Source organism: Nitrospinaceae bacterium (assembly GCA_018669005.1).
In the GTDB taxonomy this organism is placed as follows: domain Bacteria; phylum UBA8248; class UBA8248; order UBA8248; family UBA8248; genus UBA8248.
Genome location: JABJAL010000054.1, coordinates 1 through 12,882 on the forward strand (window position 1 = coordinate 1; position 12,882 = coordinate 12,882).

General features: G+C 53.1%; 13 protein-coding genes. 7 read left to right on the plus strand and 6 right to left on the minus strand.

Annotated features, from left to right (window positions below; translation table 11 throughout):
- Positions 1 to 7: 7 nt before the first annotated feature.
- Positions 8 to 1,354: an MFS transporter gene (locus HOJ95_07045; protein ID MBT6394444.1), complete on the minus strand. Its 1,347-nt coding sequence runs from the start codon at positions 1,352 to 1,354 to the stop codon at positions 8 to 10.
- Between the two features lie 172 nt (positions 1,355 to 1,526).
- On the opposite strand from HOJ95_07045, the gene HOJ95_07050 reads away from it, so the two are divergent.
- Entirely contained in the window at positions 1,527 to 1,850 is a 324-nt protein-coding gene (locus HOJ95_07050) for an SHOCT domain-containing protein (protein MBT6394445.1), read from the plus strand.
- 100 nt (positions 1,851 to 1,950) lie between these two features.
- Positions 1,951 to 2,292 (plus strand): cupin domain-containing protein, encoded by a 342-nt coding sequence (locus HOJ95_07055; GenBank protein ID MBT6394446.1) that lies wholly within the window; start codon positions 1,951 to 1,953, stop codon positions 2,290 to 2,292.
- 158 nt (positions 2,293 to 2,450) lie between these two features.
- On the opposite strand, the gene HOJ95_07060 is transcribed toward HOJ95_07055, so the two are convergent.
- A complete protein-coding gene (locus HOJ95_07060; GenBank protein ID MBT6394447.1) occupies positions 2,451 to 5,228 on the minus strand; it encodes a tetratricopeptide repeat protein in 2,778 nt (925 codons plus the stop codon).
- A 191-nt stretch (positions 5,229 to 5,419) separates the two neighbouring features.
- Here HOJ95_07060 and HOJ95_07065 point away from each other — a divergent pair, with 191 nt between their 5' ends.
- The 3 genes from HOJ95_07065 to HOJ95_07075 all read left to right on the plus strand — a co-directional run bounded on the left by HOJ95_07065 (position 5,420) and on the right by HOJ95_07075 (position 8,430).
- The gene (locus HOJ95_07065) at positions 5,420 to 5,590 is read left to right on the plus strand and encodes a hypothetical protein (protein ID MBT6394448.1); all 171 of its coding nucleotides are present in this window, start codon (positions 5,420 to 5,422) and stop codon (positions 5,588 to 5,590) included.
- Positions 5,591 to 6,100: 510 nt separating this feature from the next.
- Entirely contained in the window at positions 6,101 to 6,811 is a 711-nt protein-coding gene (locus HOJ95_07070; GenBank protein MBT6394449.1) for a Bax inhibitor-1/YccA family protein, read from the plus strand.
- Between the two features lie 236 nt (positions 6,812 to 7,047).
- Positions 7,048 to 8,430 (plus strand): sodium:alanine symporter family protein, encoded by a 1,383-nt coding sequence (locus HOJ95_07075; protein ID MBT6394450.1) that lies wholly within the window; start codon positions 7,048 to 7,050, stop codon positions 8,428 to 8,430.
- Between the two features lie 39 nt (positions 8,431 to 8,469).
- On the opposite strand, the gene HOJ95_07080 is transcribed toward HOJ95_07075, so the two are convergent.
- The 4 genes from HOJ95_07080 to HOJ95_07095 form a co-directional block, all read right to left on the minus strand.
- On the minus strand, positions 8,470 to 9,015 hold the full coding sequence (locus HOJ95_07080; protein ID MBT6394451.1) for a hypothetical protein: 546 nt from the start codon (positions 9,013 to 9,015) through the stop codon (positions 8,470 to 8,472).
- Between the two features lie 186 nt (positions 9,016 to 9,201).
- The gene (locus HOJ95_07085) at positions 9,202 to 9,792 is read right to left on the minus strand and encodes a hypothetical protein (GenBank protein MBT6394452.1); all 591 of its coding nucleotides are present in this window, start codon (positions 9,790 to 9,792) and stop codon (positions 9,202 to 9,204) included.
- A 43-nt stretch (positions 9,793 to 9,835) separates the two neighbouring features.
- Positions 9,836 to 10,360, minus strand: coding sequence for a hypothetical protein (locus tag HOJ95_07090; GenBank protein ID MBT6394453.1), 525 nt, complete (start codon positions 10,358 to 10,360; stop codon positions 9,836 to 9,838).
- Positions 10,361 to 10,655: 295 nt separating this feature from the next.
- A complete protein-coding gene (locus tag HOJ95_07095; protein MBT6394454.1) occupies positions 10,656 to 11,909 on the minus strand; it encodes an insulinase family protein in 1,254 nt (417 codons plus the stop codon).
- A 256-nt stretch (positions 11,910 to 12,165) separates the two neighbouring features.
- Between HOJ95_07095 and HOJ95_07100 the strand changes: the two genes are divergently transcribed.
- On the plus strand, positions 12,166 to 12,405 hold the full coding sequence (locus HOJ95_07100; GenBank protein MBT6394455.1) for a hypothetical protein: 240 nt from the start codon (positions 12,166 to 12,168) through the stop codon (positions 12,403 to 12,405).
- Positions 12,406 to 12,466: 61 nt separating this feature from the next.
- Positions 12,467 to 12,882: hypothetical protein (locus HOJ95_07105; GenBank protein ID MBT6394456.1), on the plus strand; the 416-nt coding region annotated here is incomplete at its 3' end.

Here is a 12,882-nt window from a genome sequence, read left to right on the forward strand (position 1 = left end):
AAGAACTCTAATCGAGAGCCTTACCCAAATTCTCTGATGGCGGCACAGCCGCTGGCCCAGCCACTGACACAGCCGGTGCGGCACCCGCCGGTGCGGCGCCCGCCGGTGCGGCGCTTGCGCCTGATTGAATTAAACCCCTCACCACAAAAGGCAGCGCCACGATAACCCCCGCCAGCCCCACCGGCGCAAGACCCAGATGGTCCACCGCAAAGCCAATCGCTGGCGCCAGCACCATGGCAAACAGCGATTTCGCCTGCGCCTCAATCGAGAACACCGTGGCCCCCGGATCGGGCGCCGCCTCGATATTCACCCGGCTAATCAAAATCGGCCGCCAGAAACCCTGCGCCACCGCCAGCCCGATAAACGCCGCGATGACCACCGCCATGTGGCCCAGGGCCAGCCCCGCCGCGAGCGTTGCATAGAGCGCACACGAGGCCACCCATATCAGCCGCGCCGCCCGCTCCTCGCCGCCCACCACGGCGCTCAACCTGTATCCGCCCCAGCTCGCCGCGCCCGCAAGCAGGTGCAACACGAAATAAACGGCCCCCGCCAGAACAGCGACCCGCTGGCGGCCCTCCCAGACACCCAGAACCGCGAGGCCAAGCGCCATCTGTTGAATAACCGGCTGAATATAATCCTTGGCCGCCTTGTAGACGCCATCGAAACCCATCGACTCGCCCACAACCCGGCGAAGCGGGGCAACCGTGACCACCCTTTTAAGCGCCCCTCTCAAATGAGAAATAACCACGGCCAGAATCTCTCTCGGGCCGGTCACGCTCGGGCGCTGCGCCCCCGAGCGATTCGCTCCATCCAGCTCTGCCGGGTAGCCCAGAAGATTCACGATGCCCAGCAGATAGGGAATCACCGCCAGAAAAAAAACATCGCTGTAGCTTGCGCCCGAGAAAATAAACGCCCCTCCAATCACCACCGACAGCGCCGAGCCCATCTTCGACCACAGGCGCGCAAAACCATAAACCCTCACGCCCTCATCCTCGCGGCCCTGCTCTCGCAGCCAGTCGAAAATCATCGCCTTGTGCGTCCCCGAGCGAAACGCATCGCCCAGCGCAAAGGCAAACATCGCCCCGAACAGGGCCGCCAGCGAGGCGGCAAAACCAAATATCAAAAACGAGACGATGTAGGCCGACAGGGAAAAAATCACCGCCCGCCGCCGGCCATACAAATCGGCCACCGCGCCGCTCGGCACCTCAAACAGGTTGACGCACACCTCCCGAAACCCGATCAGCAGCCCGATCTGGAAAAACGACAAACCCTTTTCCCTGAAAGCGAGAATCAAAAACGGCTCAAAATATGTCTGGTTCTTCAAGAATCCGTAAAGCGAAAAACGAAAAAGCATAAAGACCCACCTTTCCCCGTCACTTTAGCGGTACGGGGCCACCGATGGAACCTGCACCGTCAAAAAAGCGGAAACATCGGTTCGGCCAATCTATCAAGACACAGGTTTCACAGAGGAATCCCAAGCCATGAAAAAATCATTGATGATTACAGTCGCTTTTCTTTTTTCGCTCATGCCATTCGCCACGCTCGCCTCGGCGAATCCCGGCGACTTGGGCCAGGGGACCTGGGGACACGGCCCCATGGGCTACGGCATGCATTACATGTGGGGGGCCTGGGGGATAGGGATGATGTTGTTCATGCTGATTTTCTGGGGGCTGATCATCGCCGGAGTCGTTGCCTTGATTCGATGGCTCTGGGGCGGTTCGGGCGGATCAACTTCTGTTCCTACAAGCAGAGGTGATGCGGCGGAAGAGATTTTGAAAAACCGTTATGCTAAGGGCGAAATCGACAAGCAGGAATTTGAGTCAAAACTGCAGGATATTCGGGCAACCTGACGATTTTTTTGGCTCGCCCATGGTTGAAGCCTCTTCTATTCGGGTTCAAAGGGGCCGCAGGGGGCGGCAAGAAGGTGGAATATAACGGGAAGATGAACTTGTGGAAGAGAGCAAAGAGGGCTCCAAAAGTCTCAAGGCGGAGGTGATTCATCCCCTTGGGCTGTTGAACTATCAGGCGGGAAGCGTCGTCAGCCGGACGCTCGTCAATGAAAATGGCGGCTCGGTTACGCTTTTCGCCTTTGACGAGGGCGAGGGGTTAAGCGAGCACTCAGCGCCCTATGATGCGCTCGTCCAGCTTCTTGAAGGCGAGGTTGAAATCTCCATTTCGGGCAAAACCCACCTTCTGAAAGCGGGCGAAATGATCATCATGCCCGCCGGAGAGCCTCATTCCTTAAAGGCAATCAAAAAATTAAAAATGATGTTGACCATGGTAAAAACATAGCCCGAGGATTTTCCGGCATATCAAACGCATACGGAGCCTATTGGATATGGGGATCCTCGCCCACCAGAAAAAAAGACTCGTTCCTTTCTAGAGGAGGCATTTTTTTAGTCAGGGGCAAAACTCAAAAAACCTTAAAAGCGGCTTTAAATTTTTCTTATTCAAGAAAACATATGTTTTACAAACAAATTCTTTATGTCCTTAACATGTCCCAGATGCGGGCTGATGCCGTTCCCCATCTTCATATTGCCATTGTAGATAGAGTCCCCAATTGGAATAACGGGTTTGCCGTGCAGTTTTTCAAACCCGCCTGGATACTTAATTAGATACGGCTCGTACACAAAGGGCGGCTCCATGACAACATCGTCCGCCGCATCGGTACGATCCGAAATGAATTCCAACAACCTCACCACCCTTTCATCGAAAACCTCCAGCAACAAGCGGTTTTGCAACACGGTGCCAATTTTCTCGGGCGAGGATATTTCTCTATACAAATTTTCGTATTCATTGCTTTGCAATCCAATGATAACGATCACTTGATTAATTTCCGCCTTCAATGTCCCTGGCCACACATAAATTTTGTTGTCGGCATTATTACCCGCAACGAGATTCAAAATTCCCTGATACAGCCGAAAAGGAATGTGCCCCACCTTAACGATGGGAGATTTAATTCTCCGCCCATTCAGCACGGGAATGAAAATATTGCCATGATACTCAACGGTTATCTCTTGCGCCGTTTTTGGCCAATCGATTTTCACGCCAAAATCAGAAATGCCCTCGTTGGGCATATGCAACACATTTGTCGGAACAACTTCTTTTGCTATGGCAGGGGCCCCGACCTCGGGAAATGAAATTTTCCTGAACCTGTTTCCCGTGGCGTTGAATACAACTTGCGCCTTGCTGTTTTCGAGAAACGAGAAATCACAGTTATCCGAAAATAAAAACTTCACCCCCATCCTCCGGCAGGACAGAAGCATCAGCGTCTCGAAAACATTGACCGTCACCCCGATATAACTTTTCTTTCCCACGGCAGCCATCAGGGCAATAATCTCATCCTCCAGAAGACCGTCCCCAAGCTCCAAGGGCACATTCGTGATCCACCTTCGGCGGTAGGGTAATTTATGGTGCTGGGCATAAATCCTGTTTTCAACTACGAGGACATTCACCTTGCCCCGCAAGGTCATCTTCAGCGCGCTCGCCAAAGCCAGACCACTCAAACCCGCGCCGACAATGACTACGTTCAAACAGTCGCCCTCGAAAATTCCTTCAACATCTCGATACAAATCGCTATCCGCACTGTTCACGAATGAATCTGATGTCAAAACCGGCACATTCATCATCGCCATCTCTTCCATCATTTCATATTTTTTCTTGGTGTCCTCGCAATCGCCGATACGCGCCAAAAACACCGACGCCTCTTTGATAACGTCAATATCCTCTGCCACGGGCTTTTCATATTCTCCGGTTTTCACCTTAACGGCAGGCATGCTCTCCAGGTCGCCATCGATAAACGCATGGTCAAGAACGGTGGTAAAGAGCCATCCCCTCCCGCTAGCGGCGACAGAATACCTTTCCTCCAAAATCTCTTGAAATACTTTATTGAGGGCATCATCGAAATTTTTCGGTTCTCCCAAATTATTCACGGCCTCGGCATTCGTTGCGCCCGCTGCCACCGAATCTTGTTTGGAGACGATATAAAGATTACCGGCCAAAGGCTGGGCGTTAGACGTTCTGATAGCGATTTCTTCTCTTTTAACTACGGAGAATCCAAATTCATCCGCCAGCGCTTCTATGTATTTCGTCGAATGAGCGAATCTTCCCGATGCGCGAAGCTCAAACCCCTCGCCATCAAGATATTCGGTGGAAAAAGCCAAGAGCGCGCCTGCGCTCATTGCACCCCTGCAACCTGAAAAAACTTGTCGCAAATTTCCGACATAAATAAAAACATCTGCCGCAATGACAAGATCGAGCGATTCGCTTTCGGCCTCAAGCGCTTTTGAAAGATCTCCCTCAATCAGAGAATCGTAAACATTTTTCTCGCGCGCCTTTGCCAACATCCCTGGCGAAAGATCCACGCCAATCAAGGTTTCAGCCATATCCCGGAACAGGAGGCCACAAAGACCCGTGCCGCAACCCAAATCGAGAATGCGCAGCGATACAGGCTCGCGATTCAACACGAGGGGCACCGCCTCCCTGATCATTTGGGGAAACTGGTAGCCAAGCTCCTCGGTGAGATGGGTTTCGAAGCTTCCCGCATAATCATCAAAAAGCTTGGAAACAAATTCCTTTGGGGCCGTTTCAGGAGAATCCCCCGCCAGTGTAGACAACAGATGCCGGGCTGGCTGATTGCCCGGGTCGAGACGAAGGACAGTGTCGAAAGATTGCCTGGCCTCCTGGGCGTTTCCCTCGCCGAGAAACAATGTGCCCAAATTGAGATGTGCCTCAATCATGTCCGGCTGAATTTCAATCGCCTTGAGATACAGGGCCTTGGCTTGCGTTGTGTTCCCGGCGCCCATTTCAAGAATACCCAGGTTGATTAAGGGCGCTGTGAATTGCGGGCTAAGCTCAATGGCCGCCCTGTAGTCCCCCGCCGCCTCCTCGTTCCTGCCCATCTCGACAAATAAGCGCCCCCTGTTGAATCTAAAGTCATGGGAGGCTGGGGCCATCTCGACAGAACGATTGAAAAACGCCAAAGACTCTTCGTGTTTCTCATCGATTTGAAGAATTATTCCCAAATGATTCAGCGCCAGGGCATGATTCTCATCGAGCGTCAAAATTTGTCGGTAAAGTTTTTCGGCCTCGGGGAGCCGCCCCCCTTGATGGAGGGCAATAGCAGAATTTTCAAGGGATTTAATACTCGGGCTCGCTGTCTTGTTTTTCCTCGTTCCGCGTGCGCGATTCGACTTTCTAGGTTTTTTCTTTCGAGACTTACCAGGCACGCGTACAATCCTTTCCCAGCTCTTGGGGCCATAATTTAAGTTGTCTTATCTTATCCAAAATCGCTGCCCCTAATCAATTTCCATCGCTCATGCGCGATGCCCAAACAAAAAATCTCGCAACTCCCACCGACCCGGCGCAGACAAAAAACCAACACCTGTTTTTACTTAAATATTTCTTGATAGGTTTCCTCGTGAAAACCGGCAATGAGCACGCCGCCCGCCCGAAGCGCCGGCGCACGCAGGTTGCCCGAGGGACCGATGATAAGACGAAGCGCCTCATCTTGCGCCCCCTTGCCGCCATCGAGCGAAACGTGGACCGCTTTTTTTCCCCGCGCAGCCCAAACCTCGGATACCTGTTTTAAAATATTGATCGCCCCGGCCTCGCCTATTCGCTCTTTTTTAGCATTGCTCTCTGCCCTCGCCTCTATTCCCTTTTTCGCGAGAAACTCCCGCGCCTTGGCACATGTCGTTCAACTGGGCCGGTGATAATACCAATCTAGTTTCTGTTTTTTCGCCATCACTCTACCTCCCGGCTTCAGTTGCCATATTGTTACTCGAAACAATTGTTATTAAAAAAACCGGATGCCTGAGCATCCTCGCCCTCATTTCCGTCCCATTGGAACAATTTGTAGCCGCCAATTTCGGCAACAGGGGGCAAATTGTCATATTTACAGGCTCAATTTACCACCCAGTTCCGATATACTAGCCTTATAGTGGATGAAAGGGTTAAATTCACGAAACTAAGCGCACCCAACGGAACCGGCAATCTGGAACCTGGGGCGTCTTAACTAAACCAAAGTCTTTGGTATGCGGCCTGCCCTCAGGCCTCTTTAATTGAATCAAGATTAATCGAACCAGGAGGAGTATTTTTAATGAGATCAAGAGAATTTGCTCAGTCTACCGGCCAGCATGTTGTAAGCGCCGATGCCGCAGCGTTTATGCAAAGAGTCTATGGATGGATGACAGCAGGCCTCGCGGTCACCGGCCTATCCGCCTTCTACATCGCATCGAGCGAGGCGGCCATCAACTTTATTTTCGGCAGCCAGCTCTCTATGTTCCTCGTCATTGGTGTCCAGCTTGCACTCGTCTTCTCAATTCGCCCGGTGATGAAATCGAAGGGCTCAGCCATAGGCGCGGCCATGTTCCTCGCCTACGCGGCAACCTTGGGCGTCACCGTCTCGACCCTACTCCTTCGCTACACGGGCGATTCGGTTGCCCAGGCATTTTTCGTCACAGCAGGCGCCTTTGCTGGCCTTTCCATCTTTGCCTTCGTCACGAAAAAAGACCTTTCGGGCGTGGGCAACTTTTGCATGGTCGGCCTGTTCGGCATCATCATCGCCAGCATCGTCAACATCTTCATGGCCAGCTCGGCAATTCACTTCGCCATAAGCGTGCTTGGCGTTCTCATCTTTGCGGGCCTCACCGCCTACGACACCCAGAAGATGAGAAATTATGCCCTGAGCCAGGACACCAACAACGAGACCGGCCGCCGCGCCTCGATTATGGCGGCCCTTGAGCTTTATCTCGACTTCATCATGATGTTCATCTACCTCACGCAGATACTAGGCACCTCGCGCGACTAAACCTTCACGCACAACAATAAAAAACCGGGGCCAAATGGCTCCGGTTTTTTTGTTGGCAACTTTTTCTTGATAAGCACTCTTGAAAATATGTACACCAGAATTATCAAATATGGCTTACTCTTTTTCGATTTCTTGAAAATATGACTCAAACCGGATACGATGCGTATTATCTTAATACTTATCGGCACTATCGGGCATCCTTTTTTTTGTTCCCACTTTACATAAAAGGAGCAGCCATGAGTTTCCTTTTCGATGTCATCGCCGGAATCAATTCTTTCGTTTGGGGTCCATGGATGATGCTTCTCCTGATCGGGACTGGCGTCAGGCTCACTTTCGGAACCAATTTCATTCAAATCCGAAAATTTGGCACCGCTCTACGTCTCATGTTTCGGAGCGCGGCCAAACTGGACTACATTCAAAATACCCCGGGTGATATTTCACCGTTCCAAGCACTAATGACGGCCCTCGCCGCCACCGTAGGAAACGGAAACATTGCGGGGGTAGCAACTGCTATTGCCCTGGGTGGGCCTGGCGCCCCGGTGTGGATGTGGTTGACAGGCATCGTCGGAATGGCAACGAAGTACGCTGAGGCCATGCTGGGGGCGAAGTATCGCCAGCAACTCCCGGACGGCACCATGGCGGGTGGTCCGATGTATTTTCTCGAACATGGGATGAATCGAAAATGGCTCGCATGGCTCTTCGCGCTCTTTGGAGCGATCTCGGCCTTCGGAATTGGCAACATGGTCCAGGCCAATTCTGTGGCTCTTGTGCTCAAGACCGAACTCGGCATCCCCCTCATCGTCACAGGCGTTATCCTGGCCATACTGACCTATGCAGTGATAATCGGGGGCATTCAGCGAATCGGCAGCGTGGCAGAATTTATGGTCCCCATCATGTGTATCATTTACGTGATGAGCGGGTTAGTGGTCATCTTGGTGCGAATTGATCATGTGCCAGCTGCCTTCGCACTCATCTTTGAGAGCGCCTTCAGCGGTCATGCGGCAGCGGGCGGCTTTGCCGGGGCGGGAGTGGCCCAGGCGCTACGCTACGGCGTATCAAGGGGCATTTTTTCGAACGAGGCGGGACTCGGGACCGCCTCAATCGCCCACGGGGCGGCCAAATCCAGCGAGCCTGTTCGCCAAGGGACGATCGCCATGCTTGGCGTCTTCATCGATACCTTCGTTGTGAACACAATTACGACACTCACCATCATACTGACGGGAGCCTGGATGAGCGGGCTGACCAGCACGGCGATGACAGCAAAAGGATTTACTACCGTTTTAGGGCCTGCGGGTGGGTGGATTGTGGCCTTCTGCTCGGTCATTTTCGGCTACAGCACGCTTTTGGCTTGGTCTTACTACGGGCTCCGATGCACGGACTATCTCTTCGGCATACAAGCCTCACTGCCCTACAGGTTGTTTTGGTGCGTGGTCATCGTTTTCGGAGCGTTATTCTCCTCCGATACGGTGGGAATAAAGTTCATTTGGGACATCGCCGACACCATGAACGGAGCGATGGCCATCCCGAACCTGCTCGGGTTACTTAGTCTGAGCGCCATCGTATATGGGGAAACGGCCAAATATTATTCCAAAAGTTCCGATAAACAGCCAGGCGATTGAGCCACCCGCCACACTGTGTCATCGCGGCCACCATGCTCATCAGCCAAACATTTTTTTAATGCACTCATTATAAACCGATAGCGTTGTCTGACAATCGACTAGCGCTCGGTGGCTTTGATCGACCCGGATGCCGAAATGCGCTTTCAAGGTCACAAGCTTGTGATTCGGAAGGGCGGGAAACGCCTTTCGGCTCAAAGGCAGGACATCGATCACCGGGTTGTCGATGGCGGCCCCGATTTTCAAGGCATTTTTCTTCAAAAAACCCATGTCGAAAGGCGCGTTAAAAATCGCCAGCGGCAGGTCCTCGAAAAAATCAATAAAATGAGGCAGCTCCTCCTCAATGATCCCGCAATCCTTCACCATGTCGTTGGTTATTCCCGTAATGCGGGTAATGACTTCGGGTATATACACCTCGGGGTTAATAACCGCCTCCATCGAGGCATACTCGGCCTCTCCTGCCTCGTATTTCACGGCCCCGATTTCGATGATGGCGTTTTTTTCGGGAGAAAGTCCCGTGGTTTCCAGATCCACGACAACAAACTTTTCTCGGAGAGCGTCCCGCCCTTTTAATTTGATATTGGACACGGCATCTTCTTTTGGGCGGGAGCAAAACTGTTCAAGATGGATAATGTTGGCTCAATATATATCAAATTCGAATGATTTCTGAAACAAAAAAACCAGGGCGGCTAAGAGCCCCGGCTTTTTCATTGGAAGTATTTGAATCAAATATGAAGAGTACCCTCAAGCGTTTTTTGAATATGACTGATGAGATCAGGCGACCCGGGGGCCCACAGCCTTTTGAAAATCGGCGATGACCTCATCATTCGTTCGGTTTTGCCAGCGCTTGCGATTTTGGATGGGCTCGTTGAGTACTTCGGGTTCTATTTTGACGGCCACCAAAACCGGGCCCGGCTTGCTCATAATCGCCTCGATATTGCTCTCGAAATCCTTGCGTTCATCGAAGGCGTAGCTAGAAGGGTAGCCCGCCCCTTCCGCAATAAGGTCGTAGCGGATTTTTTTGGCGTTCGGGACCGGCTGCCCGCCGGTCGTGGCGTAGCATTCGTTATCCAAGATGAAGTGGTACAGATTTGCCGGCGCCTTGTCCGCAATGGTCGCCAGGGAATTCATGCCCATCAATATGTCACCCTCTGAGTCGAGCAAGATGATTTTTTCCTCGGGCCGGGCCATGGCAAGGCCGAGTGCGAACGAGGCACGCCCCCCCATCGCGACGGCAACAAGGGCCACATCCCTTTCAGGCATCTTGCTCATCTTGATCCAATAGTTTCCGCCCCGACCGGGAATGGTGATGGCGTTCCCGCGATACTGGTGGATAATTTTGAGTACATCCTCTGTGCGCATCATGATAAATCTCCCAGCCATTCGCCCCCGTTTGGGGGAGATGGGATTATTTATATTGGTTGAACCCGTGGAATTCGTCGCCAAAAAGAATCGCCACGGGCCGCTGCGTTTTTTCCGCCTCGGCAAAAGCCCAGGTAATTCTCTCCGCGTCGTCATTATTTTCGACCAGATAATATTTAATGCCGAAAGCATTTAAAAAAGGTTCGATGTAGATGGCTGCTGTATCCGGGGTTTTGCCGTGGCGCGTCCAGCCGCGATACCCGATCATGATGACCACGGGAATATTCAGCTTCAGCGCCCAGCCGCGAAGCGAATCGCCAGATTCCATCATGCCGGTGTTCTGAATCAAAATAACGGGTTTCGCGCCTCCCACCGAGAGGCCCGCCGCCGCCGCAAAAGCATTGCCCTCCCGGCCCACCGGCACGAGATCGAGCTTGGGCTCTGCCACCATCAGCTCATACAAAAAATTCGTTTCGCTGTCGGGGAGCCAAACAACGTGGGTAACCCCGTTTTCCTTCAAATCCTGCACCACCACCTCGGGACTTAGTACCGCTGCTTGATCATCTGCCATATCGATCCTCACTCTAGGTAAATAGAGGGCCTATAGCTCCCCGCCATTTCGAAAAAAGAGTTGTTCTTTAGGATGGACTTATTATAGAGGAAAAAAGTATCGACGACGAATGGCAAACTCAGGGCGGACACGGCGAGCGCCTGGACCCTCCTCAGTAGTGAAAACATCACCCTTGGTCGGCCTAGATAAAAAAATCAGCTGCCTGAGGCCTCCAAAGCCCACGCGATTAGATATCCAGGCACAAAAAAACCGGGGCCATCACAGCTCCGGCTTTTTTGAGTCTGGATTTTTAAAATTAAATATGAAGCGCGTCCTTAAGCTCATTCTCAAACGATTTCTCGGCGACAACCGAGGCCGTCATTTTATCCTCGCGAAAGATATCGCCCGCAACGCGCTGTATGTCCTCGGCCGTGACAGCATTGATCTCGGTAATCTCCTCCTCGACAGTGTAGAGCTTGCCGCGAATGAGGAGGCTAGAGCCGTTGCGCCCGGCGTAATAATCAGAGCTCTCGTTAATCTGCAAATTGCCCCGGATGTGTTGCTTCGCCTCGGCAAGTTCCTCGGCGCCCACAGTCTCGTTTTTCATGCGCGCCGCCTCGGCGAGAGAAACCTCGGTGGCCTCTTTAGCCTTATCGAGGGCAACACCCGCCTTGATCTCGACAAAACCGGCGTCCGAGAAACGGCTAGGGTGGGCGCCGACACTGTAGGCGAGGCCGCGTTTTTCGCGAACCTCGGTAAACAGGCGACTGCTCATCTTTCCGCCCAAAATGTCGCAAAGCAATCGTAGGGCAGGCGCATCGTCGTGGTTAACGCCAAAGGCGCGAAAACCAATCGCCAGGTTCACCTGGTCCGTCTGGCGCACCTGCTCGATGTAGCGCCCCTTGCTCTCTGTGGGCAGCGCCGGGGACTCGTCCTGATCGATAGCGCCTGTGCGCTGGCCGAAGAATTTTTCGGAAAGCCGCATGACCTCATCGTGGGGCACGCCCCCTGAGACCGAGACAACCGTGTTGCCCGGCGTGTACCAATCGCGGATAAGCTCACGCATATGCTCGGGCTCGATGGCGTTAATCGTCTCCTTGCTCCCAATGACGCCAACCTGGAGGTTGAACATCATCGTCTCAAGCATTTCGGAGACCCAGGCGCGGGGCATATCTTCGTACATCTTTAGCTCTTCTAGGATGACGTTGCGCTCCCTATGCCACTCATCCACATCCAAAAGAGCGTTGTTCACGGCATCGGCATAAACGTCGAGCACGGTCTCAAACACGTCGGCCGGGGCCTTGAAGTGATAACAGGTACGCTCCGAGCCCGTATTGGCGTTGATGGCCGCGCCGTTGCCCTCCATCTCGCGGGCGATGTCGAGGGTGCTTCGGGTGGGCGTTCCTTTGAAAATCATATGCTCAAGGGCGTGGGAGACACCCACGACCTCGTCGCGCTCGTGGCGTCCGCCACAACCAAAGTAGATGTGAAATGCAACGGCAGCCGAGTCCGACAATTCTGTCGTCACGACACGGACGCCATTCGAGAGCTTGCCTTGACTAATCTTCATGAAACCTCCAGATGTAAAATCGCGGCGGCATCCACAGCCCTGCTGGCAGCCGCGAGATAAGACATATCGGTCTTGGTATTTCGATTAACCGCGAAATTCCGGCAACCCTGTATTAACACAAAATAGCCCCGCGCAACAGAAAAGCCCGCCTGGCGGGCGAATAACGGAATTGTCCGGCCGTGTAAGGCCCTCCCCGCTCGACAATCAAGGACTTCCTTCCTATATTAAATTTATCTTTTTTTATAGGAGGCAACCCTTGGTTCAGTACGCTTCCCTTCGCGCCGCTCCCACCGCCTACATCATCAACGCAGGCGAGCTGCGCTTTCCCGCAACGCAGGGGATAGGCAATTTCCGCTTCCGCCCGACCCCTGTCTTCGCAAGCGGGGGCAGCTTCGAGCCTCAGGTAGAGTCCGAGACCCCGCCAGCCATTGCCCAGCGAGAGGCGCCCACCGCTACCGTCGAGCAACGCGGCAACATTGTGGACGTGATATCCTGACCCCCTGATTATCGACACCGCCTTTTCAAAAAAATATCCTGCCCCATAACGGAGTTTAATTTTGCGACCCAACCACCACCTCGCCTCCGCCGCCCTTCTAGGGGGAGGCACCTATATGTTGACGGGAGAGCCCTCCACCTCGCTGGCCCTTGGGGCGGGGTGCTTTGTCCAGGACATTGATCATATCTTCGACTATGTCATTGATCAGGGTCTTACCAAGGGCCTCAAATTTCTGGCAAGCGATTCAAAGAAGCGCTCGGACTTCAAACTTCGCCGCCTGTATCTCCTGTTCCATGGCTGGGACGTTCTGGCTGCCCTCGCGCTTCTTTATTTTTTCGTCTTCCCGAACACGGGTTTCTTGTTTTTCCTCATCGGTGCGCTGGTCCACCTTTCGATGGATCAATTCGGCAACCCGGGCGCCTGCCGCGTAACCTATTTTCTCACCTACCGGATTTCAAAAGGATTCAGGCGCGAGGA

Coding starts and splice junctions, on each gene's coding strand:
- HOJ95_07045 (MBT6394444.1), bottom strand. CDS start 1,354: ATGCTTTTTCGTTTTTCGCTTTACGGATTCTTGAAGAACCAGACATAT.
- HOJ95_07050 (MBT6394445.1), top strand. CDS start 1,527: ATGCCATTCGCCACGCTCGCCTCGGCGAATCCCGGCGACTTGGGCCAG.
- HOJ95_07070 (MBT6394449.1), top strand. CDS start 6,101: ATGAGATCAAGAGAATTTGCTCAGTCTACCGGCCAGCATGTTGTAAGC.
- HOJ95_07075 (MBT6394450.1), top strand. CDS start 7,048: ATGAGTTTCCTTTTCGATGTCATCGCCGGAATCAATTCTTTCGTTTGG.
- HOJ95_07085 (MBT6394452.1), bottom strand. CDS start 9,792: ATGATGCGCACAGAGGATGTACTCAAAATTATCCACCAGTATCGCGGG.
- HOJ95_07090 (MBT6394453.1), bottom strand. CDS start 10,360: ATGGCAGATGATCAAGCAGCGGTACTAAGTCCCGAGGTGGTGGTGCAG.
- HOJ95_07095 (MBT6394454.1), bottom strand. CDS start 11,909: ATGAAGATTAGTCAAGGCAAGCTCTCGAATGGCGTCCGTGTCGTGACG.